The 21832-nt window shown below is 56.7% G+C and carries 21 protein-coding genes and 3 tRNA genes; 16 read left to right on the top strand and 8 right to left on the bottom strand.

The window, feature by feature from the left end:
• The 3 genes from tuf to DDF70_RS20195 form a co-directional block, all read right to left on the bottom strand.
• A partial coding sequence (tuf, locus tag DDF70_RS20205; RefSeq protein ID WP_114946637.1) for an elongation factor Tu occupies window positions 1-1187 on the bottom strand: 1187 nt, incomplete at its 3' end.
• Between the two features lie 230 nt (window positions 1188-1417).
• Window positions 1418-1491, bottom strand: a tRNA-Gly gene (locus DDF70_RS20200).
• A 17-nt stretch (window positions 1492-1508) separates the two neighbouring features.
• A tRNA-Tyr gene (locus DDF70_RS20195) sits at window positions 1509-1593 on the bottom strand.
• 190 nt (window positions 1594-1783) lie between these two features.
• On the opposite strand from DDF70_RS20195, the gene DDF70_RS20190 reads away from it, so the two are divergent.
• Entirely contained in the window at window positions 1784-2608 is an 825-nt protein-coding gene (locus DDF70_RS20190) for a TrmH family RNA methyltransferase (RefSeq protein ID WP_114946643.1), read from the top strand.
• 235 nt (window positions 2609-2843) lie between these two features.
• Complete coding sequence (locus tag DDF70_RS20185) at window positions 2844-4562, top strand: MFS transporter (RefSeq protein WP_114946636.1); 1719 nt, start codon at window positions 2844-2846, stop codon at window positions 4560-4562.
• Between the two features lie 81 nt (window positions 4563-4643).
• Here DDF70_RS20185 and DDF70_RS20180 read toward each other — a convergent pair whose 3' ends face one another.
• Complete coding sequence (locus tag DDF70_RS20180) at window positions 4644-4952, bottom strand: hypothetical protein (protein WP_114946635.1); 309 nt, start codon at window positions 4950-4952, stop codon at window positions 4644-4646.
• A 139-nt stretch (window positions 4953-5091) separates the two neighbouring features.
• On the opposite strand from DDF70_RS20180, the gene DDF70_RS20175 reads away from it, so the two are divergent.
• From DDF70_RS20175 to DDF70_RS36720, 3 genes are all read left to right on the top strand, one after another.
• Window positions 5092-5166, top strand: a tRNA-Thr gene (locus tag DDF70_RS20175).
• A 502-nt stretch (window positions 5167-5668) separates the two neighbouring features.
• On the top strand, window positions 5669-6883 hold the full coding sequence (locus DDF70_RS20170) for a tyrosine-type recombinase/integrase (RefSeq protein WP_114946634.1): 1215 nt from the start codon (window positions 5669-5671) through the stop codon (window positions 6881-6883).
• Window positions 6884-6947: 64 nt separating this feature from the next.
• Window positions 6948-8213, top strand: a complete 1266-nt coding sequence (locus tag DDF70_RS36720) for a HEPN domain-containing protein (protein ID WP_162820527.1) — start codon at window positions 6948-6950, stop codon at window positions 8211-8213.
• Between the two features lie 44 nt (window positions 8214-8257).
• On the opposite strand, the gene DDF70_RS20160 is transcribed toward DDF70_RS36720, so the two are convergent.
• Window positions 8258-8599, bottom strand: a complete 342-nt coding sequence (locus DDF70_RS20160; RefSeq protein WP_162820526.1) for a MarR family winged helix-turn-helix transcriptional regulator — start codon at window positions 8597-8599, stop codon at window positions 8258-8260.
• 322 nt (window positions 8600-8921) lie between these two features.
• Here DDF70_RS20160 and DDF70_RS20155 point away from each other — a divergent pair, with 322 nt between their 5' ends.
• The 11 genes from DDF70_RS20155 to DDF70_RS20090 all read left to right on the top strand — a co-directional run bounded on the left by DDF70_RS20155 (window position 8922) and on the right by DDF70_RS20090 (window position 20049).
• Window positions 8922-9209, top strand: a complete 288-nt coding sequence (locus DDF70_RS20155) for a hypothetical protein (protein WP_162820525.1) — start codon at window positions 8922-8924, stop codon at window positions 9207-9209.
• A 380-nt stretch (window positions 9210-9589) separates the two neighbouring features.
• On the top strand, window positions 9590-9802 hold the full coding sequence (locus DDF70_RS20150; protein WP_162820524.1) for a hypothetical protein: 213 nt from the start codon (window positions 9590-9592) through the stop codon (window positions 9800-9802).
• 1247 nt (window positions 9803-11049) lie between these two features.
• Window positions 11050-11319 (top strand): hypothetical protein, encoded by a 270-nt coding sequence (locus DDF70_RS20135; RefSeq protein ID WP_114946627.1) that lies wholly within the window; start codon window positions 11050-11052, stop codon window positions 11317-11319.
• A 728-nt stretch (window positions 11320-12047) separates the two neighbouring features.
• Window positions 12048-12593 carry a recombinase family protein gene (locus DDF70_RS20130; RefSeq protein ID WP_114946626.1) on the top strand — a complete coding sequence of 182 codons (546 nt, stop codon included), beginning with the start codon at window positions 12048-12050 and terminating at the stop codon, window positions 12591-12593.
• Window positions 12594-12941: 348 nt separating this feature from the next.
• Window positions 12942-13232, top strand: coding sequence for a hypothetical protein (locus DDF70_RS20125; protein WP_114946625.1), 291 nt, complete (start codon window positions 12942-12944; stop codon window positions 13230-13232).
• Between the two features lie 41 nt (window positions 13233-13273).
• Complete coding sequence (locus tag DDF70_RS20120) at window positions 13274-13687, top strand: hypothetical protein (protein ID WP_114946624.1); 414 nt, start codon at window positions 13274-13276, stop codon at window positions 13685-13687.
• A 49-nt stretch (window positions 13688-13736) separates the two neighbouring features.
• Window positions 13737-14045 (top strand): hypothetical protein, encoded by a 309-nt coding sequence (locus tag DDF70_RS20115; RefSeq protein ID WP_162820523.1) that lies wholly within the window; start codon window positions 13737-13739, stop codon window positions 14043-14045.
• Window positions 14046-14048: 3 nt separating this feature from the next.
• Window positions 14049-14984 carry a hypothetical protein gene (locus DDF70_RS20110; protein ID WP_114946622.1) on the top strand — a complete coding sequence of 312 codons (936 nt, stop codon included), beginning with the start codon at window positions 14049-14051 and terminating at the stop codon, window positions 14982-14984.
• A gap of 14 nt (window positions 14985-14998) precedes the next feature.
• The gene (locus DDF70_RS20105; protein WP_114946621.1) at window positions 14999-15517 is read left to right on the top strand and encodes a virion core protein, T7 gp14 family; all 519 of its coding nucleotides are present in this window, start codon (window positions 14999-15001) and stop codon (window positions 15515-15517) included.
• Between the two features lie 772 nt (window positions 15518-16289).
• Window positions 16290-18635, top strand: a complete 2346-nt coding sequence (locus tag DDF70_RS20095; RefSeq protein ID WP_114946619.1) for a phage tail fiber domain-containing protein — start codon at window positions 16290-16292, stop codon at window positions 18633-18635.
• A 259-nt stretch (window positions 18636-18894) separates the two neighbouring features.
• A complete protein-coding gene (locus DDF70_RS20090; RefSeq protein ID WP_114946618.1) occupies window positions 18895-20049 on the top strand; it encodes a PIN domain-containing protein in 1155 nt (384 codons plus the stop codon).
• Between the two features lie 474 nt (window positions 20050-20523).
• On the opposite strand, the gene DDF70_RS20085 is transcribed toward DDF70_RS20090, so the two are convergent.
• The 3 genes from DDF70_RS20085 to DDF70_RS36710 form a co-directional block, all read right to left on the bottom strand.
• On the bottom strand, window positions 20524-20793 hold the full coding sequence (locus DDF70_RS20085) for a hypothetical protein (protein ID WP_114946617.1): 270 nt from the start codon (window positions 20791-20793) through the stop codon (window positions 20524-20526).
• Window positions 20794-21043: 250 nt separating this feature from the next.
• The gene (locus tag DDF70_RS36715; protein ID WP_162820522.1) at window positions 21044-21184 is read right to left on the bottom strand and encodes a hypothetical protein; all 141 of its coding nucleotides are present in this window, start codon (window positions 21182-21184) and stop codon (window positions 21044-21046) included.
• 443 nt (window positions 21185-21627) lie between these two features.
• Entirely contained in the window at window positions 21628-21804 is a 177-nt protein-coding gene (locus DDF70_RS36710; RefSeq protein WP_162820521.1) for a hypothetical protein, read from the bottom strand.
• Between the last annotated feature and the right edge of the window lie 28 nt (window positions 21805-21832).

The raw sequence follows: 21832 nt of genomic DNA, 5'->3' as shown, positions 1-21832 counted from the left end.
TCCATCACGGCGGCGACGACGCCGGCGCCGACGGTGCGGCCGCCTTCGCGGATGGCGAAGCGCAGCTTCTCTTCCATGGCGATCGGCGCGATCAGCTCGACTTCCATCGTGATGTTGTCGCCCGGCATCACCATCTCGGTGCCCTCAGGCAGCTTCACCACGCCGGTCACGTCCGTCGTGCGGAAGTAGAACTGCGGCCGGTAGTTGCCGAAGAACGGCGTGTGACGGCCACCCTCTTCCTTCGTCAGGATGTAGGCCTCGGCCTTGAACTTCGTGTGCGGCTTGATCGAGCCCGGCTTGCACAGCACCTGGCCGCGCTCCACGTCCTCGCGCTTCGTGCCGCGCAGCAGCACGCCCACGTTGTCGCCCGCCTGGCCCTGGTCGAGCAGCTTGCGGAACATCTCCACGCCCGTGACCGTCGTCTTCTGCGTGTCGCGCAGACCCACGATCTCCACTTCCTCGCCGACCTTGATGATGCCGCGCTCGACGCGGCCCGTCACCACCGTGCCGCGGCCCGAGATCGAGAACACGTCCTCGATCGGCATCAGGAACGGCTGGTCCACCGGACGCTCCGGCTGCGGGATGTAGCGGTCGACCTCGGCCATCAGCTCGAGCACCCGGTCGCGGCCGATCTCAGGCTGACGGTCTTCCAGAGCGCACAGGGCCGAGCCCTTCACGATCGGGATGTCGTCGCCGGGGAAGTCGTACTTCGACAAAAGCTCGCGCACCTCGAGCTCGACCAGGTCGAGCAGCTCGGCGTCGTCGACCATGTCGACCTTGTTCATGAACACCACCAGGGCCGGCACGCCGACCTGACGCGCCAGCAGGATGTGCTCGCGCGTCTGCGGCATCGGGCCGTCGGCCGACGACACCACCAGGATCGCGCCGTCCATCTGCGCCGCGCCCGTGATCATGTTCTTCACGTAGTCGGCGTGGCCGGGGCAGTCCACGTGGGCATAGTGCCGGTTCGTGGTCTCGTACTCCACGTGCGCCGTCGAGATCGTGATGCCGCGCGCCTTCTCTTCCGGCGCCTTGTCGATCTGGTCGTACGCCGTGAACGTCGCTCCGCCCGACTCCGCCAGAACCTTCGTGATCGCTGCCGTCAGAGACGTCTTGCCATGGTCCACGTGACCAATCGTCCCAATGTTGCAGTGCGGCTTGGTCCGCTCAAACTTTTCCTTCGCCATTGATCTCTACCTTGCATAGGCCAGGAACAAAAAACCCAGGGGCGTCCGATATTGCGGTTATGCTCTTTGTGCAAGAGCGAATTTCGATATTGCAGAACGTAATGCCGGATAACCCGATCCTCGAACCTGCGGGAACCGGATTGTCAGGCACCTCCCCGCCGGGCAGGTTCGGCCTGTATAAAGGCGTTGCGGCCCCAAATTACAAGCTGAGCGGTTGGGATTGCGGAAGGTGGAGCGGGTGAAGGGAATCGAACCCTCGTATTCAGCTTGGAAGGCTGCTGCTCTACCATTGAGCTACACCCGCGTGCCCTTCTGATTGGGTGGTGGGGGAAGTAGGACTCGAACCTACGAAGGCATAGCCAGCGGATTTACAGTCCGCCCCCTTTGCCGCTCGGGACATTCCCCCTTGAGACCCAACCCGAACGCAAAACGCCGAGGCTGTTCTGCGAAGCGCCCGGCGTGGCCAAGCGCTCCGTGGCGCTCTTATGGTGACCTGCATGGCCGGTGTCAACTCCAAAGCGCAACGAATTCTGACGGTCGTGAACGGGCGCTCCCTGTGCTATGGCGCTACCTTCACCAAGCGAGATCCATACAGCATGAGCGACCGTCCCTTCCAATCCCGCAAGCCCAGATTCCAGCGCCCCCACGGGAAACCCGGTCGCCGCGATGCTCACGCCCGACGTCCGAATTTCGAGATCGACACGACAATCCTCTATGGCTGGCACCCGGTCGTAGAAGCACTTCGCAACGGCAGGCGGACGATTCGCCGTCTGCTGGCGACGGAGAATTCCGCGCGCCGTCTCAGCGAGGAATTGGGCGCTCATCTCCCTGTCGAACCTGAGATCGTCCGGCCGGACGAGATCAATCGCCTCCTGGAGCCGGACGCGGTGCATCAGGGCCTCTATGCCGAGGCCGATCCCCTGCCCTCCCCGTCGGTGGATACCTTGAGCGGCAAGCGCGTCGTGCTCGCCCTCGACCAGATCACCGATCCACATAATGTGGGCGCCATCGTCCGCACGGCCGCCGCCTTCGATGTCGAGGCCATCATCACTACGGCCCGGCATAGCCCCGCCGCCACGGGCGTTCTGGCCAAATCGGCATCGGGCGGCCTCGAGCACGTTCCCTTCATGATCGTGCGCAACCTCGGCGACACGCTCAACGCCCTTGGCGAACGAGGCTTTCAGCGGATCGGGCTCGATTCGTCCGGCGACGCCAGTCTCGACGAGGTCGAGATCCAGCTCCCGGTCGTCCTCGTGCTGGGCTCGGAAGGCAAGGGATTACGTCAAAGGACGCGCGAATGCTGCGACGTGATCGGCCGGCTCGACATGCCCGGCGCCATCAAGAGCCTGAATGTCTCCAATGCCGCCGCCATCAGCCTTTACGCTGTGGTCAGAGGGGCTTCCAAAAGCACTCGCAAGTGACGGCCAAGGCGCTTGCTAAATAACTGCTGAGACTAAGGAATTGCTCTTCTTGAGCAGCTTCTTAGACGGAAGTCGCAAATACCAATTGTGAATTGTGGAAAGGTAAGTCGGCGATAGCCTTCCATTCGTTGGATTCTTGGTTGCGCAGCGCAGCCACGATGCCGCGGCCCAGGCCTGCACCGCATGGCTTGCGGCTCAGAACCCGGAAAACCGGGAATGAATGGAAGGGAACCCTATGGCAACAGCAGCTACCACGCCTCATGCGGCCGCCGCAGTGCGGCCGATGACGCGGGAGGAAAAGAAGGTCATTCTGGCCTCCTCCCTCGGCACCGTCTTCGAATGGTACGATTTCTATCTCTACGGCTCTCTCGCCACGATCATCGGCGCGCAGTTCTTCTCCGCCTTCGACGTGACGACCCGTAACGTCTTTGCCCTTCTGGCTTTCGCTGCCGGCTTCCTGGTGCGCCCGTTCGGCGCCATCGTGTTCGGCCGCATCGGCGATCTCGTCGGCCGGAAGTATACCTTCCTGGTCACCATCCTGATCATGGGCTGCTCGACCTTCCTGGTCGGCCTGCTGCCGAGCTACAACCAGATCGGCTGGGTCGCCCCCGTGGTGCTGATCGCCCTGCGCATGCTCCAGGGACTTGCACTCGGCGGCGAATACGGCGGCGCTGCGGTCTACGTGGCCGAGCACGCTCCCGTGGGCCGTCGCGGCTTCTACACAAGCTTCATCCAGATCACGGCCACCGTCGGCCTGCTCCTCTCGCTGGTCGTCATCCTCGTGCTTCGTACCTGGATGGGCGAGCAGGGCTTCCAGACCGGTGAGGGCTGGCCCATTGCCGGCTGGCGCATTCCGTTCCTGCTTTCCGTGCTTCTGCTTGCAATCTCGGTCTGGATTCGTCTCCAGATGCAGGAATCCCCGGCCTTCAAGAAGATGAAGGAAGAGGGAACGCAGTCGAAGGCTCCCCTGAAGGAGGCGTTCGGCCAGTGGAGCAATCTCAAGATGGTGCTCATCGCCCTGATCGGCCTTGCCATCGGCCAAGCGGTGGTGTGGTACACGGGCCAGTTCTACGCCCTGTTCTTCATCCAGAGCATCCTGAAGGTCGACCTGCTCTCCTCGAACGTGCTCATCGCCTGGTCGCTGCTCCTCGGCACCGCCGGCTTCGTCATCTTCGGTGCGCTGTCGGACAAGATCGGCCGCAAGCCGGTGATTCTCGGCGGCTGCCTGATCGCGGCGATCACTTACTTCCCGCTCTTCGGCGCCCTCACGAACGTCGTCAGCCCAAAGCTGGCCCAGGCGCTTGAAACCGCCAAGGTCCAGGTTGTGGCCGATCCCGCCACCTGCGGCTCGGTCTTCGATCCGGTCGGCATCCGCACCTTCACGGCGCCGTGCGACGTGGCTCGCGTGGCTCTCGCCCGCGCCGCCATCAAGTATGAACTCGTCCCGGCTGCGGCTGGTTCGCCCGTCAAGGTGACGTTCAACGGCACGGAAGCGCCGCTTGCCGCAGCGGTTCCGGCCAACATCACGGCCTTTACCGAGGCTGCTTCGGCTGCGGGCTATCCGAAGGCCGGTGACCCGAGCATTCTGAAGGTCAGCGGCTTCTTTGGGGCTCTCGGCAATACCCAGGCCCTGAAAGCCATCGGGATCCTGACGCTCTTCGTGATCTACGTCACGATGGTGTACGGTCCCATCGCGGCGGCCCTGGTGGAGTTCTTCCCCACCCGTATCCGCTATACTGCGATGTCCCTGCCCTACCACATCGCCAACGGCTGGTTCGGCGGTCTTCTGCCTCCGACGGCCTTTGCGATGGTCGCCGCCACCGGCGACATCTACTACGGCCTCTGGTACCCGATCGTGATCGCCCTGGTGACCTTCGTGGTCGGCCTGCTCTTCGTGCCGGAAACCAAGGACCGCGACATCATGACCTTCGAAGGCGTCAGTGCAAAGCGCTAGCCGTCAACGGAACTGATCTCAAGGGAAAGCCCCGCCTCGAGGCGGGGCTTTTCATTTCGGCTTCCGAAAGAGATGGATGAATCAGTAGCAAGTGGTCACGCGACGGACGATCCAGCCCTCGCCTTCCACGAAAAGGCGCTTGCGTGAAATGCTGCAGGCATTGTCGCTCGCGGAATTCGTATCGATGGAGGACGTCGTCTCCACATCCTTTGCGGCAACCGTCGCCGCTGCCTGCTTCTCCGGCTTGGCCGCCACGCCGTGACCCGCATGAGTAGCCTGAGCCTGCTCCGCGGCCATGCCGAAACCCAGCGAAATCGTCAGCACGGCGAGAACTTTGACGACAGCAAACGGCGAGCTCTTTTTCCCAACAGGAGCCCCTGAGACCTTCATAACACCAACTCCATGACCATGTTTTCCTGACAATTCCATAGTCCGGTCATAGTTTCGGTGCGCCAGGACACTAAATATTTACGTTTGTGTGGAACTTGCGTAGCGCATCACGGACTGCTACCTGAGCAACGTGACGTCGGCCGGTGTAGCACAGCGGTAGTGCAGCGGTTTTGTAAACCGAAGGTCGGGAGTTCGATCCTCTCCACCGGCACCACTCACTTCTCCTTGAGTGGCAACCTTTTCAGCGATAACAAGAACTTACGAAGCGTCCAACTCTCACACAGGACGCTCACATGGCGCTGTTAATGGCTCGACCTTGGAAAGACCCTAAGAGCGGTGTTTGGCACCTTCGGCAGCGAACACCGCAGGATCTGCTTCGCTTAAAGGGCCAGACCGTTACCCTCCCTGTGGATAACCGTTTCTAATCCGTCAGGGTCGGAGAGGTAGTCCAGGTATCACTAAGGACTAAAGACCAGCGGGAAGCCAAGGAACGCCATGCTGCGGCTGATGCTGCCTTGCGTCGTTATTGGGAGAGTCACCGCAGCAATGCCCCCACCCGCCTAAGCCATCAACAAGCAGCAGCACTAGCTGGCACCATCTACTCGGCGTTTGCGGAGACCTTTGAGCCCAATCCCGGTTCACCTGAGAGATGGGCATTCTTCCAGGACGCACATCAAAGAGCCAGAGACGGAAAGATTGGCTGGCGAGCGTCCCTCATGATTGGCAAAGAGGCCGCTCAGAACCGCTCTATGGAAGAAGTGTTTGGCCCTCTCGTCGACGGCCTCCTGGCTCGCGAGGGCTTGGTAATTGATGAGGACAGCCGAAGGCTCCTTATCAAGGCTGTTTCCCACGCCATGGACGCGGCCGCTCAGAAGCTAGAGCGTAATGCTGAATTCGATTACTCCCCTGACCCAGCAGCCTCCCGGTTCCCCAAGTGGGAACCTGCCCAGTCTAAACCCGAGCCTAAGAAATCTAGCCCTGCCCTCTCCGTCTCAGACCTATGGGAGCAATGGAAAACCTACCACGCTGATAAGAAAGCCCAGACGACCATAGAGCGGTACGAGGCAAGCCTCCGCTCCCTAGGTACGTTCACTAAGGGAAAACCAGCGGGGGATGTCACAAGCGATGATCTCTATGCTTGGGCTGTTCACAGGCGGGATGTGGAGAACATCAGCCCCAAGGTGGTCAATCAGGTTGACCTTGTGGCTGCCAGTTCGGTCTTCAAATGGGCCTCCAGCAGACAGGGCGGTAAGCTCATTCCTGCTAATCCTGTCACCAGAGACGTTCGACTGGACCTCCCCAAGATCCAGAAACAACGGGAATCCACCCTTAGGTCCCATGAGATCACGGCCATCCTCAAGGCTGCTCTCAATGTAAAGGATGACCCCAAGAACCCCACCTCGGCCTATGCAAGGCGCTGGTGTCCTTGGCTCGCTGCCTATTCAGGAGCTCGCATCCAGGAGCTTACAGGGCTGAAGGTGGAGGACATCCAAGAGGAAGGCGGCATTTGGGTTATGCACTTCCACAAAACGAAGACAGGACAACCCAGGACCGTCCCGGTCCATGAGCATCTAATCGAGATGGGCTTCATCGACTTCGTAAAGAGTCGTAAAACAGGTCCTCTCTTTTACGATCCCAAGAGAAGCACCGGGAAGGCTAAGACCCCTCAGTCAGAACAACGGGCTATTAAACTGGCGGATTGGGTCCGTACTCAGACGAAGCTGGATAAGGCCGTGGATCCCAACCATGGGTGGCGTCACACGTTCAAGACGAAGGCTCTGGCCGTTGGGATACCCGAGCGCATCAGCGATGCTATCACGGGCCACAGCACAGGGTCCGTTGCGAGGAGTTATGAGACTCCTACGGTAGATATGAAGGCACGAGCCCTCAACAGGTTTCCTCGTTATGAGACCAGCAAATACACACAGTAGTCTCAACTCTAGACCACCTACCGTATAACTAGATCTGTGTAGATCGATTCCGACAAGAGAGAGCATGTCTAGAGACCGCATTAAAGAAGAATTGGAGAACGCCCTTCGAGACCTGAGGAGTGCCTCTCATACCAACCCATCAGCACCTGAGCCCAACAGCATCCATCGGCCTCTAATTCGGCGTCATTTAAGAAGCCAACCTCTCGTCAGCTTGCTTGAAACGCTGCCAGGATATGCGCAACAAACAGATATTGTGCTCACCAGTGGCATGGGATGGACCGGTTTCTCACCTGCGATTGCAGCACCCAAGCTTTTGGAGGTCGCAGAAGAACGAGGTCCAGAAGGTGCGCTAGAATGGATTGAGCGGGTGCTGCGAACGGAGACAGCCGAGGCACTCTGGGTTGCTGCACTATCAGGTGTAACCGTCGAAGACACGTTCACATTGTGGGATGGCGTTGAAATTACGCCATTCGAGAACGTCCCTAATTCTTCATACAAAGAAGCGGTGCTACAGGAGGCCTCTATGTCGCCTTGGCATTGGGGTTTCGGGCAAGGTCTCACGGCTGCCTTAATTAAGCGCGTGACGGTGAGCCCAGTGTTACGTTTAGCATCGGAAACAGGAGATAATAAGACAAGCGCAAAATCTGAGCCCGGAGATGCCGCAACAAGAACGTGGATGCAGACCTACAGTTCTCTTACTTCAATTTGTCGTGCATTGACCCTCATAGGACCGAGCAGCCCCGCTATTGATTCCATTTGGCTTCAGTTCATAGATCCAGATCTGCAGAAAGCAACTTTGGGGGCGCGTAGTATCCCTGGCCAAGAACTGCGTCGAATGGCAGGAGACGCCTCAAGGCTTGTCACACCAGCAGACAGTAGAACTATCGAGGCTTACTTCAGCCTACAGGCTGAGGTGCGAGAGAAGGTTGACGTTTCTTTAGATCGTCTAAATCAGGCGATCCGACGCCGTACCGTAGGTGACAAGGCGATCGACACCGCTATCGCGCTCGAGGCCCTCTTAGCTAAAGAAGGAGAGAAGAGCGAAATTCTGTACCGTCTTGGTCTCAGAGCCGCCCTCATTCTAGGTGGGGATCTATCGACCCGCAGAACTAATCGCAATCTTATTAAGGCCTTTTATACTCTCCGAAGCCGAGTAGCTCACGGTGAAGCCGCACCAGCAACGATAAAGGTACCCGGTCAAGGTGCTGTTCCATCGATCGAGTTGGCTGAATCTGCCGTGAAGCTTTGTGGCGAGCTTCTAAATACTCTTATCCGACACGGCGAGTTACCCGACTTGGAAGATCTTGAGTTGCAAGGGGGCTTCGCTTGAGACCGAGCGAGGCGGGTTTGTCGTGTTATACCTACGCCCACAACCTATGAAGGGCCCACTGCCTCAAGCAGGCCCTTCACCACCTCTTTCCCCTTAGGGGTCAGCCAAGCAACCATCCTTCTGGGCTCCCTCGGGTCTCGATCCTTGGCCACTAGGCCCATCCCTGGAGTTCCCTTCCGATGTTCGTCTCCCAAAGCATCAAGGTTCCTTGAGATGCTTGAGAGGGCCACATCAGTAGCGTCAGCGAGTTCCTTCATGGTGGAGAGGGGCTTTCGCGCGATCTCCAGAAGGATCTGAACTTGCTGGATCTCGATGAACGGGTGAATTTCCCGCGCAGCAGTGAGGAACCTGCTGAACACCACAATTGCTGATTTCTGCTCCGTCATGTGATCACCCTTAGGAAGCTTGGGCATACGCCCCAGAGACTCAACTAAGTCCAGATTCGGGCGACTTCAAGATATACCTGTGGACAACTCAGATAAAATTCTCAGTATTGCAGAACACACTAAGTCGTTTGATCCTCACTGGTGGAATTTAGCAGAAATAACTCAATCTCATTTCACGACACTGACTTCGATTTATCCACCTATGAGTTTAAACTCATGGATGAGTACGTCCGTTAACCTAATTTGCAACTAATAATGACTTCATAAATCGTCTTGTTTGGCTGAGTGCAATGTGGCTGAATCTAGGCATCGCAAGAACGCGATGAGCAGCAACACACGCGGGGGCACCCACATGACCAAGCTCTATAACTTCCAAGTCCGTCTTCCCTTCGTCTTTGACGCCGACATCCAGTTGACCCGTCAGGTTCGCAAAGGGGTTCCGTTCATGGAGGCGTGGCGCTCCAATCACGACAGCGTTGAGGTTGGTTTGGGTTCCGTGTGGGCTGTCATTTCGGCCGATAAGACGCCGATGATCTCCGCTGTGGCTGCCCTAGGATGGATCACCCTTGGTGGGCTATCGGTCCAGTCCGTGGCGACGCTTCTCGCCTAGTTCCCTTTAGCCTACACAGCAGCCCTGCTCTGCGGTGGGGCTTCCTCGCTTCAGGATGCCTCTTTCCTGTCGCTCCCTGATTTCACTGGCGGCAATTTCAGGCTGGTAGGCACTCACACCCCATTCGACCAACAAGGCCCGTCAGTGACAGTCACCTCCCCAAAAGGAAAGAACCCCAAGTGGGGGAACTTGAGGCTCTCTCAGAGGACCATGAATAAGCTTGTCAGTCTGCCTGGGCTGGTGTGCGGGGAGGAAGAGCCCAGGCACAGAAACAACTCTGGGTCTCTGCATTTGGTCCCTCCCACTTCCAATAAATTTCGCCTTAGGCACAGGTGGAAACATTCACTCCTCATGCTGTTACCGACAGGATGGGGGCTGCCATGTCTGAAACCGCCAGAGCTTCGTACTATCGGGAATTGAAGCGCGAGTTGGATTTACGTGAAAGCGAGGCTCAGCTTCTTGCGGCTGCGGCGGAAAAGCTTGAGCGAGAAGGTCAAACAGCCCTAGCTGAAGCGGTCCATGACATATGGCGGCATAATGAGGTTGCGAGGCTTAGGCTTCAGTCCCAGTTAGGTGCTCTCTTCTTCTGCTGAATCATGACTGCGCCTTGGCACCTCACAAGCGGCTTTCAGATGACAAAGAGATGGTTCAGGCGACCGGCTTAGATCACCGATAGGGTGACCGCGGACAGCACCCCGAGGAGCGTGAGACCAGCGGCCATTGACACAGCCAACACGGTCGTCCTGAGGTCATCCTCTTCTTGGTCGTTCATGAGGTCTCTCCCGAAAGTTGTCTTCGTTTGGCGGATAACGCTTGCGGGAGCTAGATGATCCTTTCCGGCTTCAACCGAGACGGACCAGTATCAGCACAAAAGAAAGCGCCCTCCCGTCTCAAGGGGGCGCTCTAAGGTCCGACCCGTAGGGGCAAAGTTAGGTCGGTCTTTAAGACTTGCACAGGCAACCTGTATTGTCTGTCGGGTTTCGGACAGTTCTAAGACGGACGTGCTGGCTTGCGGCGCAATCGTCAGGCCTGACCGCTCCAGCCACACATCAAAGACCTCATTCGAAGCCTGTTGGGCCTCCTCTGCCGAATCCGCAAAGCCGAGAAGAGGCACTTTGGCGTTGTGGGGCATACCGTTCATGGTCCAGACCCACCGACCATCTCCGAAGCCGCCTGTCTTATGCTGGTAGACGAGGCAGAAGGAATGAGAGCCAAGTCCGCCTTCAAAGCTGCCGTCTCCGCGCCACGCACAGGGTCTCCACTTCAGGGGCATTAATACCTCCTCTTGGGTGGCATCGGCAGGTCTTTGAACGTGAGGCCCATAGCAGCAGCCTTGACTGCCTCTCGGCTCACCCCGAACCTCTTTGCCAGCTTTGCCCACTCCCGGTCTCCGACCATGTAGCACAGGCGAGCCTCAAGAACTTGTTCGACCGTAAGCTTTCGACTGCTGTTGCTCATACCTCGACTCACCAAGAACAAAATGAGAACATCTCATCCGATAAACTGGGATGTCGAGGGAATGATCCTGAGGCGCAAGGGAGGCTGTGGAGAGCGGGGATAGGACAGTGCACTGGATGGCGTGGCCACTGGTGGTGCACCTGGAAAAGCAAGGATGGGTGATCTTCGACCGGACCAAGAGCGCCCCTGAGGTCGCCTGATCGTATTTCCCTCCCACTAGCCAACCACCGGGGGCTGCCATGTGCGGCCCCTGCTCGTTTCTAGGTTGCCATTTGCAGCGTCACCGTCTGATCACTGGCGGCGTTTCTGGGCTGGCAGGTAGTCAGACCGCATCCGATCAACAATGCCCGTCAGTGATAGTTACTTCCTAACAGGAAATCCCATGACCGAAGAACAGTTCGAGGGCCTAGCCCAACACACCGCTGAGAGGTTCCTCCGGGACACTCAATCCTTGATCGACCAACACGGACCTGAGGAGGGGCAGCTTATCGCCAGGACAGCGCTTACCTCACTGGCTGAGATGGCTCTCAATGGCGCTTCCCTGTCGCTCCCCTCCAGCGTCCGCATGTCTGACATGGACATGAGGGCAATTGCCTATGCGGCGATGCTGGCCGTGGTCACAATGAGGGCCGAGACAGTCAGAAGGAATTGATACGGAATCCAGAAACCCCGTGTACTAGGAAAAATACAAAACTCCTCCCACTAGGAAGACCCAACCCAATTCCCCGACTAATAGGATTACAAATTAACCCCTGTACTAGGAGACCACCGATCCTCCCCCTTGATACCCCAAGGGTAAGACCACCAGGATTTAAGGGGATATAGGGGTTATATATAATATATATTTATATAATATATCTCTTATAGGATTCTCTCTGGATTCCCTAATGATGAACCTGAAGGTTCTCTCTTCAGGAGACCATTAGGTAAGACTAGAGGATGTTCTCTTAGGATGTTTCTCTAAGATGATAATCATCATTGGTCTTATCCTCTAAGAGGAACCCATAGGGTTTCCTTGAGGTGGTCTATAGGTGAGCCTGAGGGTGAGCCTGAAGAGACCCCAAAATATCTGGGAAAAATTTATGAGAGGGTATCAATAAGTACAGGGCGGAGAATTCCCCCCATGCCGCCCTCGCGTTACCCGCACGGTCCATAGGCGCACGACGACACACGCCCGATACCACACACCCAGGCCAGCACGTCCACGGAATAGCTCCCACGCAGGAAGCACACCTCAGGCGTATGGCCCTTGGTCGTGTCACCTCAGGGTGTACGCTGATGCTACTCCCCAATGTTACGCTTAGACACGTAACATCAGGGTTGACATGGGCCATATGTTACGTCAGGTTACTCAGGTCTAAAACCCTGAGGTTACACCTAATGGCTCGCATCGGTTACGCCCGTGTCTCTTCCACCTCCCAGGATCTCCAGACCCAGACAGAACGTCTCAAGGCTGAAGGCTGTGAGATAGTCCGGTCAGAGAAGGTATCCGGTGCTTCCCGTGAAGGTCGGAGTGAACTCGCCACTGTGCTTGAGTTCCTTCGTCCTAGTGATGAATTGGTCGTGGTTCGTCTCGATAGGCTTGGTCGCTCTACCCGTGACGTCCTCAACCTCGTTCATGAGTTGGACAGCAAGGGTGCGTTCCTCACGGTGCTTGAGCCTCATGTCACGACCAAAGGACCCACAGGCCGGATGGTCCTCACTGTCTTGGGAATGGTCGCTGAGATGGAGCTAGGCTTCATCAAGGATCGCCAGAAGACAGGAATCGAGAGGGCCAAGGCTGAAGGTGTTTACACTGGCGGTAAGCGTAGGATTGACCGTGAGACCGTCCTCGCCATGAAGGCAGAGGGTCAGGGACCGTCAGCCATCGCTAAGGCCCTAGGCGTCTCCCGGATGCAGATTCATCGAATCCTGACCCAGGCGTAAGCCTCTCCTCACAATCCACGAGTTTCCACGAGCGTCCTTAGGGGTGCTCTTTTCGTATTCCCTTCAGGCCCTTTGATGTTGACCGCATGAGGGACTACCTGCCGTGCCCCTGCATTGATTCATATCCCCCTAATCAACCCATGATGGCCGAGGCCACGGATGTTTCGTTCGTGATCGGCAATGGGCAGGGGCACGGTCCTTTCTCCTCAACCCAACCCAAACCCTGAAAGAACCCAAATGAAAATCACTCTCCGTCCTGTTGGACGTGGAGGGCGTTATGCTGCCCTCTTGAATGGTCGTGTCCTGGTGGAAAGCCGGACTCCCATCTTCTCTGCTGGTCGAGTCCTCTTGAGCGAGGGCGTCTCCCCGGACGAGTCCCTGATCGCCTCCCACGAGGGAAGTTCAGTCATCTCCACGACCACGACAGTGGGTAAGGCTGCTGCCCTGACGGTCGTCGAGAAGGATGGCGAGGGTCCACGCCTTGCGAAGTACCGTCCCCTATCGAACGAGACCGCTGTTTCCCTCCGCTCCCCTTCGTCACAGACGCCGTTTCTTGGCTGGGATGATGTCCCGGAAGAGGCGAGCCTCGAAAGCCTTCCTGACGCGTTCGCGGACAATCATTGCCGTGCCTCGGTCTGAGGTGGGGCGTACCTATTATTTTTAACGATTGTAGAAAACCAATGAAGCAGAAGCACTACCATGAAATCGTGAAGCGCCTTGACGAAGACGGAAAGCTCGTCGTCGGTGTTTTTCTCTCGAATGTCCAGAAAACTTGCTGGCTCTATGCCTCCGATTACGAGGCCATCACTGCGAAGTACGGCCTCTCTTCCTGGCTTCTGAACTCTGCCGGTGAAGGTAAGCCCTCATACGTCCGGTTCATGCACAATGGAAACCTCGTGATGGTCTCCCGGCTGATCCTTGATGCTCAGCCTAGGACTGCCGTGAAGTACCGGGACAAGAACCCCCTGAATCTCCGCTCGTCCAACCTCTTCCTTCATCACGGTGGAGGTGGCTGCAAGAAGCGTCCGAAGACCACCAAGGTAAAGCCCCTTGGCTCCGGTCTGCGGATTCCGGTGGTGGCCTCTGATGTGTGATCGGTCCCACCTCTCTGATCGGGCGGGGGGTCTTTTCCAGAAGCGTTCTGTGACCCGCATGGTGGACTACCGTCACTATGTCGAAGGAGAGGACGCAGAGAACTTCGTCGCCGATATCGAATCCATGTTGGCGAGACCTGACCTCCTCGAAGAGAGAGACCCCGAGAAGCTCACCTCACTGCTCCATAAGGGCATCGCTGAGGACGGGGCAGGGAACCCCTTCGTGTTCCTTTCTGGCAAGGATTGGGGTCGCTTCGTCGGCATCCGCAAACGCTTCCTCGCCAATCGCCGTGAGCGCCTCCTCGAAGATCTCCGCAGCCGTTCCAAGTCCACCAAATTCATTTTCCCGGATTTTTAAGCCATGAATGCCTTTTACAATGTCGCTACCGACAGTGAGACCACTGTAACTCCTGGCGATAACCTTCTGTCTCCTGAGGATCGATCCATCAACATTCGCCAAGGCGGCACGGTGACCTTCCAGGGAGGGGAAGCCGCATCACTGGAGACCCACAGTAGCCTCAACATGGCTGACCTCTCTGCTGGTGACCCCCTCAAGGCAAGGACCAGAACAGGGTCACTCCGCATGGGTGAACTCCAGGCCTCCGACATCATTCAGGTCGCTGGAACGGAGATGACACTCCAGAACGCTCAATCGCTTGGATTGGTCGAGCGAGACGCCCATGGACGTTGGATCGCCGTGCCCGATGGCGCTGCTAGGGTTCTTGCCAATGAGACCCCTCAGGATGCCCCTCAGGACGAGGCCCAGGCCCTGTCTAACCCTGCCATTGAGCAGGAATTGGGAAGCCTCTGCGCAGCCATCATGCCGTCAACTCAGGTAGCGATTGCACAACAGCTTATCACTGATGGGACGGTCAATCAGAACACCCTTGCTCGTGCTGCTGGTGAGGCTGCTATCGAACCCGGTGCTTTGGATGGACGCCTCTCTACGGTCATTGAAGGCTTCACGGCTCAAGCCGATAGCACCGTGAAGGGGTTGGGTGCTGATGACCCTCAGGCGTTCTATGAGTGGGCTAGAGAGAACGCCCCTGATGCCCTCCGTAAGGCCATGAACGACCACGTGATGGAGCGGACCACTCGTGGCTATGCGCCTCTCTTCAGCCGGTACGTTGAGAGCCTTGGCGATCACAGCCCGGAAGACATCCTGTCTGCTGAGTTTGGCTCAGGGATCACAGCAAGGATGGAAGGAAAGCAGGTCATCCTGAACATCCCCGGTCGTGGAACCATGAGCTACCGGGCCGCTGTCAAAGCCGGAATCATTAACGTGAAAGGGATTTAGCCGTGTGCGATCCAATGACCCTTGCGGTAGCCTCCTTCGCAGTAGGAACCGCCTCCACGGTGGCTGGATTTGCTGCCGAGAGCCAAGCCGCAGATGCTCAGAATAAGGTGGCCGAGCAGAACAGATTGAACGCTCTTGCAGCCTTCGAAGACACTCAACGGTCTATGAACGAACGTATCTCTCAGGAGCGTGAAAGTGCAGCCTTGGAGAAGTTCGACGTGGCCCTTGAGAGTCGGGCTGCTAGAGCGACGAATGACGTAGCAGCCGGTGAGGCTGGTATCTCTGGCGTGACTGTCGATGCTCTGGCTAAAGACTTCGCTAGTCGTGAAGCCCGATTTAACGACCGTGTTGATCGTCAGACAGAGTGGACCACTGCCCAACTCTCTGCCCAGAAGCGGGAACAGTCTGCACAGACTCTTGACCGGATTAACCGTGAACCACGGGCACAGAAGCCCTCGTTTATCGGTGCTGGTCTGAAGATCGCAGCCTCAGGCTTGAACGCCTATAGCCAGAGCAAGAAGCTGAATCCTTGAGACGAGGAGGCGGGGGCTTAGGCTCCCGTCTTCCCTTATGGTGCCTGACTACCACTCTTCGGGCAAACCACGTAATGCCATCCGGCCTTACAGCCAAAATCATTGAGAGCGATCCAGCCCTGAACGGCCCCTCCTAAGCCACCAGCAATGGCAAAGAGTGTGACGATGACGGCCCCTAGTTTCTGGAGGAACGAGAGTTTGAGCGTCGTGGCAAGGCGCTCCCCATCCCAGTAGAGGTTGCCCTTTGGGTCCATTGCAAGAAGACTGAGACCTTCTAGCGAGATTGTTCTGAGTGATTGATCCCAGTCAGAGGGGGGCTTCACGTTAGCCCATTTGATCCGCCTGACATGATCCCAGTCTAGTTCCTGTACTTTCGTAGTCACGGGCAGCCTTAAACCTTACTCAGCATTTGATGCTCTTGATCAGACCGAAGAACGGCATGATCACCGATAGGACCCAATCCCAACCGTCGAGACGCCGCGTGTTGCAGGTAGTTGCCATCAAGATTGTTCCGCCTGGAAACTGACCCAGGAAGAACAACACCATAAGTCCCAAGCTTCCAAGCGCCCCCAATGCGTCCGATATCCGCCCCATCATTGCCCCCTGAGATAGGAATAGGGGCGATACTATGGTCAAGCTTTCCTAGGCGCTAGTAGGTATTCACACGCATATTCAGGAAGCCAAGTCGCTTCCGCACATCCCCTAACCAGAGCCCGTTGAGGTCACCCCTCGGCGGGCTTTTTCCTTTTCTAATTCATGTTGGAGTTAGGCTTTGGCTAATTCTTATGTTCAATTTCAAGGTAACGGATCGAATAGAAACTTCTCGATCCCATTTCCTTACATCGATAAATCCCACATCGCAGTCTCCGTAGATGGAGTACCCGCGAGCTTCTCCTGGCTTTCCTCCAGTTCCATCCAGCTTTCCACGGCTCCTGCCAACGGGGCTGTCGTTGATGTTCGCCGCAAGTCCAGCCAAAACGCCCGCCTCACAGACTTCGTTGATGGCTCAACCCTGACGGAGAGCGATCTGGACCTAGCGGCTGATCAGGGATTCATGCTCAGCCAGGAAGCGCTTGATATCGCCAGTGAGGCTGTTGGCCTGGATTCCGATGGTCACAACACGGCCCGTGGACGCCGCATCAAGAACCTAGCCGACCCTGTGACTGGTCAAGATGCGGTTACGAAGAACCATCTGGAGGGGGCCATCTCGGCTATCGTCTTGGGTGGTGTCGAGGTTGTTGGGGTTAGTCTGGCAGCCTTGGGAGCGGATATCACCGGAGTCCTAGACGCCACCGAAATTATCAAGGGGGCTCTGAACTATACGCGGGTAATCAAGATCCCGACTGGGGCGACCGTGCTCATCAAAGAGTTGGATATCCCTGAGGACCGGATGATCATTGGCGAGGGCGAAACGTCCGTCCTCAAGATCAAGGGGGGCACGAGCAAGTACGGCTTGAAGATCGGCAGCAAGGTCCGCCTCCATAACTTCACCATTAATGGCAATGCGTCCAACGTGACGGATCGCAACTGCGATGGAATCTGGGCGAATGGGTTCCGAGGTGCGGACATAGACCGGGTATTCATCACGAACTGTAAGCGGAATGGCGTGCTCTTGGTGGGCAGCACTGATGATGGCTACTATACCCAGAGCCGCGTCAGGAACTGCCATATCAGCTTCTGCGGTCAGAACGGCATCCAGTATAACACCTGCAAGAACCTGAGCCTGACCGACAACGTACTGGCAGGTAATGGCGGATCGGGGATCACCGATTTCGTCTATCACGTTGTCGAATATACTGGAGACGGGGTGACCAAGATATTCGCCTATCCGTTCCACATCAAAGCCGCAACTGAGCTTCGGGTGGTGGAGCAGGACACATCAACCTATGTTGAGACGGTTCGGATACTCGATAACCAATACGTCGTGACTGGGGTGGACAATGACCAAGGCGGTACGGTGGGCTTCGTCAACGCCCCTCCAGTCGGTTATAACCTGCGTATCCAGTATCGGCCTCCGGCGTCTGGCATCGTCAATGGGCGCACGATCCTGAGCATGGCGGCGTTCCAATCGAGCAACATCACAATCGACCGGAACTTCCTCTGGTCGAATGCAGGTGCCTCGATTTATCTCCAGAACAGACCGGACTGGGATCTCGGGCAGACCTACCCTAATCCTCTGATGGGATATGAGCAGCAGATGAACCAGCCGTTCACGATGACGGCGAGCATCGTTGACAACAAGATCGTCAACGCATCCATCGGCATGATCGCTCGCGGCTGGCACCTGACCATCGGCGGCAACGTGGTCAAGAATGCCTCAAACTCTGGCTACGTCCCTCAGGGTAGGTTTCTCACCCTTTACGGGAACCGGGCATTCGATTGCGGTTCAGTAGGGTTTGATCTCGGGTTGTGCTGGAACATGACCTTTACGGGTAACACGGCTGTGAGTTGCCACCATCACGGCATCGAAATTCACGGTACGAACATAGCCAGCATCGTGGGCAACGAGGTCGTGGATTGCTGCCGTGACGAAACACTGCCAGCCAGCAGTTCGGCGGGTATCATCGTCACCAACTCACATTACTTCTCGCCCTTCTCGGCTGTGGGTGACATCGTGATCTCGGGGAACACTGTCGGGCCTAGCGCCAATCAGAAGTACGGCATCCTCGTGAATCAACCCTCGCCGGGTTACTCAGTCACGGGCGTACAGATTACGGGAAACAACTGCCACGGAGCAGGTACGATCAAGGATATCGACAGCATGGTAGTTGGTGTCACCATGGCGGGGAACAAAACCTCGGAGATGGGACGTTCTGGACAGGAGCTTACCGGAACGGATGTCAGGCTTGGTGGCTATACCCCCTCCACGGCAACAATCCGTCTCAAGTCCTCGCTGAACCCAGTCAACCACCTTGAGGTGGCGTCATCGGATACAGGAGGGCCTCTGGTGATGAGGGCGGCCGGTACTGACAGCAACATCGATATGGCATTCCTGGCCAAGAACGGCGGCGTCAACTGGCTGTTTCCAGAGGTGACGATTGGGGCAGTGACAGCCAAGGGCTTTACCTATGCCAAGGACTTCAGCGGCAACCTCATCAAAGTCATGATCGCTAACTGAAGACACTGACGCCGCTCACCATCGCAACGACCTACTGACCACCTTCAGGCGGTTGGGACGGTAGCTTCCTTATGGTGGTTGCCGTCCCGGTCACTAACTGACGTCTTTCCTGATCCAACGTCTTAGTCAGTGGATCTTAAGTGCTCCCCTGCTTTAAGCGTCTCTCTTTAAGACTGGGTATCCGGCTAAGACTTTGGCCTCAAACTATTGGATATTATGTGGTGTAATCCTACCAGCTGGGGTGCAAGAGCGAACGGCGATGAGAACCAAAGAGCTTTATGAAGAGGAGATGGAGGAGGTAGCTGACACACTCCACTTATTCATCGATACGAACGTCCTCCTCAGCTTTTATGCCACCGCGAAGGACGATCTGGAGGAGCTGAACAAAATCATCGGGCTGATCGAGGCTAAAGCCATCACGCTATACCTACCAGATCAAGTAAAGGACGAATGGCTAAGAAACCGAGAGGTTAAGCTCGCTAAATCAATCGATGATATGCAGAAAGCACCGTTGAATATACCTATTCCACGTTTCATGGTTTCTTACGAGGAGACTGCGGAGCTTCGGAAGGCACTTGCACAAGCTGAAAAGGCTCGTGCCGCAGCGATAAATAAAGCCAAAACTGAAGCAATTCATCTTGAAATCAACGCGGACTGGCTTGTTCAAGGGATCTTTGCTGTCGCTGAAATTCTCAAGACAACGCCTGAAATTCTCTCATCAGCTCAGATAAGGGAAGCAGTCGGCAATCCTCCTGGCAAGCCTGGATCGTTAGGGGACCGATTGAATTGGGAACACTTGCTAGCCAAGGTTCCTCCTGGCGTCCCGTTGCACATTGTTTCCAAGGACGGCGATTTTGGCTCTCCGTTTAGCAAGGAATCGCCGCATCAATTTCTTAAGACTGAGTGGGACGAGCGCAAAAAGGCCGCGCTATACCTCCACCCCGAGTTGCGACCCTTCCTCCAAGCTCACTTTCCTCAGTTCAAGTTCGCTAAGGACATTGCGAAGCAATATGCAGTTGATCGCCTTGTTTCGAGCAAAAGCTACAGCCAAACTCGCAAGGCAATTGCAAACCTCCTAACGTATTTGGACGTATTTACAGAGAGCGATATCAGTAGGATTATTGAAGCAGGATACAGTAACCCGCAAATCTTCGGCATTGGATACGACTTGAGAGTTCAAGATTTTTACTCCCGCCTCATATTACCAAGATTTACGAGCTTATCGGAAGAGCAGAAATTCAATTATCAGTATCATTTTGATATTGATACTCACGATGAAGATTATCAAGAAAAAGAAGATTCGTTAGAGCCTGACTATGTACAACTATACATTGACCAGATCGAGGATGAATATCTTGATGAGGCACACAATCACCGATCCCGTAGGGATGAAGAGGATGATACGCCATTTTGATTTCCTCCCTCCGATGGCAAGGAAACCGAGGGATTGTTCAACGGTCCAAGCTCTTGACAAACCCCACACGGAAGTCTCACACAAGAGCAGTCACGACGCTCCTTAAGCTCTTGTTTTGCAAAGGCTATAGCTGTCGAGAGGAGTTTTCGATCCTCTCCACCGGCACCACTCTCGCCTTTTGAGTGGCACAAACCCTTCAGCAGCAACAAACAATCGAAGTTGCCCGTCTCGGTGCGGGAGGCTCGTAGAGCATTGTCGCCGGACTGACTTGCGAAGTTTAGGAAGCCGCCAAAGTGCTTCAGTTAAAGGCGAAGCTCAGATAAACGGCGACAAGCAGGGCGAGGAAGCTCAGTCCAAGGGCAGCAATCAACGCAAGCCAAAGAGATCTCGTGTCGTCGGCATCCATAACGCGCCCCCATCGCAGCTTTCTCGGTAAACGATGTGTGGCCCCGGCTTATTCCCGCCGGGAATGAACTAAATCTCCGCCATTTGAAGTTTCACGAGCAGATCCCGGTGGGCGCGCCAGTCCCCGAGCATCTCCTGCATAGCGTGCAGTTCCGCTTTGGCGCTCGCAGTCGCCTGAGCCTCCCAGGCAAGTTCCTGAATCAACGTAACCTGATCGCGGATTCGCCGTTTCAGGTCGTTGATGTCCGTCGTAAGCCTTCCCAGTTCGTCCTGCAGATCGGGTGAAGAGCCGTATCCCCTGAGCGCCTGACCGGAAAGATCTTCTTCAAGCTTGAGCATATCCCCGGCATAGCGCGTCCGCCGCTTAGTGCCAAGTTGCCGGCTTCAGCCCACGCTAGGTGCCCACTCGAAGGCGGTTGCGCCTGAGCGGTCTAGCGCCCCCGACCTCCACCGCTTCCGCCATTGCCCGAGCCGTTGCTGCCCTTCCCGCCGGAACTTTGACCTCCCTCCGCGCCGCCGCCCGTGCTCCCGGTGCTGCCTGGATTACCGGTATCCGGACCGCCGCTCCTCGACCGACCAGGTGACCGGGTCAGCGGCTGGCAGGTTCCGCGATCTCCTGCTCGCCCTGCATGCAGTGCCGTGTCGCCGGATCCGCCTGCGCCATTGCGACATCCTGCGTCATAGCGAGCAGCGATGCAGCAAGCATCGATACGTTCAGCGCTTTCATCATTCCATTTCTCTCGTTCGCCCTTCCTACCGACGCCTGAGCGGCACGAGGGTTTTCACGCCGTCAGCGGTCATCGGTCACATTGGACGTGCATCCCTTCACACGATCGAGAGCATCGGAAACGTGAGCGGCCGGTCAGGCCAGCAATTCGTGGATTGTCCGCCGGGGTAGCCCGCCTGCCCAGGCAGAGCTTCCTGTAACGAGGCTTAAGCTGCACGCTCCATGTGGTGATGGAGGCGCGTATGAATGTGCTCTTGTTGAACGTGATGGGTTCGGCGGCTGTGGCCTCCGCCATCGTCGTGGCCATCATGGCGAACCGGCTGTCGAAGGAACTCGCCGGCTTGTAACCTGGAGATCGCCTCTCCGGTAAGGCCGAGACAAGAGAGGCTTCGTCGCCGGCGGGCATAATGCCTACCTCATGATCCAACGTACAGGCGGCGAGGATCTTACCGAATTTGCTCCTTGCCCCAGTTCTCGTGAGCAACCCGATCGGACACTTCCTGCTCGACTCGGCTCAGCCTGCGGCGTCGGCTGCTGTATACGGCCATGAAGATGCCGATCAGCAAAGGCCCGCCGATGATGACCAGGGCCCACACCCAACCGTCCGCGATATCCCAATCCATATGTCATCTCCCTGCTTAGGACCGCATA

The organism is Microvirga calopogonii (assembly GCF_003347665.1).
GTDB lineage: Bacteria > Pseudomonadota > Alphaproteobacteria > Rhizobiales > Beijerinckiaceae > Microvirga > Microvirga calopogonii.
Note: the sequence above shows the minus strand (reverse complement) of the source record. Positions and strands in the feature narration are given on the sequence as shown.

Excerpts from the sequence above, each read along its gene's own strand:
- DDF70_RS36715 (WP_162820522.1), bottom strand. The coding sequence starts at position 21,184 with ATGATGAAAGCGCTGAACGTATCGATGCTTGCTGCATCGCTGCTCGCT.
- DDF70_RS36710 (WP_162820521.1), bottom strand. The coding sequence starts at position 21,804 with ATGGATTGGGATATCGCGGACGGTTGGGTGTGGGCCCTGGTCATCATC.
- DDF70_RS20130 (WP_114946626.1), top strand. The coding sequence starts at position 12,048 with ATGGCTCGCATCGGTTACGCCCGTGTCTCTTCCACCTCCCAGGATCTC.
- DDF70_RS20090 (WP_114946618.1), top strand. The coding sequence starts at position 18,895 with ATGAGAACCAAAGAGCTTTATGAAGAGGAGATGGAGGAGGTAGCTGAC.
- DDF70_RS20120 (WP_114946624.1), top strand. The coding sequence starts at position 13,274 with ATGAAGCAGAAGCACTACCATGAAATCGTGAAGCGCCTTGACGAAGAC.
- DDF70_RS20105 (WP_114946621.1), top strand. The coding sequence starts at position 14,999 with ATGACCCTTGCGGTAGCCTCCTTCGCAGTAGGAACCGCCTCCACGGTG.
- DDF70_RS20110 (WP_114946622.1), top strand. The coding sequence starts at position 14,049 with ATGAATGCCTTTTACAATGTCGCTACCGACAGTGAGACCACTGTAACT.
- DDF70_RS20190 (WP_114946643.1), top strand. The coding sequence starts at position 1,784 with ATGAGCGACCGTCCCTTCCAATCCCGCAAGCCCAGATTCCAGCGCCCC.
- DDF70_RS20170 (WP_114946634.1), top strand. The coding sequence starts at position 5,669 with ATGATTGGCAAAGAGGCCGCTCAGAACCGCTCTATGGAAGAAGTGTTT.
- DDF70_RS36720 (WP_162820527.1), top strand. The coding sequence starts at position 6,948 with ATGTCTAGAGACCGCATTAAAGAAGAATTGGAGAACGCCCTTCGAGAC.
- DDF70_RS20150 (WP_162820524.1), top strand. The coding sequence starts at position 9,590 with ATGTCTGAAACCGCCAGAGCTTCGTACTATCGGGAATTGAAGCGCGAG.
- DDF70_RS20085 (WP_114946617.1), bottom strand. The coding sequence starts at position 20,793 with ATGCTCAAGCTTGAAGAAGATCTTTCCGGTCAGGCGCTCAGGGGATAC.
- DDF70_RS20160 (WP_162820526.1), bottom strand. The coding sequence starts at position 8,599 with ATGACGGAGCAGAAATCAGCAATTGTGGTGTTCAGCAGGTTCCTCACT.
- DDF70_RS20180 (WP_114946635.1), bottom strand. The coding sequence starts at position 4,952 with ATGAAGGTCTCAGGGGCTCCTGTTGGGAAAAAGAGCTCGCCGTTTGCT.
- DDF70_RS20185 (WP_114946636.1), top strand. The coding sequence starts at position 2,844 with ATGGCAACAGCAGCTACCACGCCTCATGCGGCCGCCGCAGTGCGGCCG.
- DDF70_RS20155 (WP_162820525.1), top strand. The coding sequence starts at position 8,922 with ATGAGCAGCAACACACGCGGGGGCACCCACATGACCAAGCTCTATAAC.
- DDF70_RS20135 (WP_114946627.1), top strand. The coding sequence starts at position 11,050 with ATGACCGAAGAACAGTTCGAGGGCCTAGCCCAACACACCGCTGAGAGG.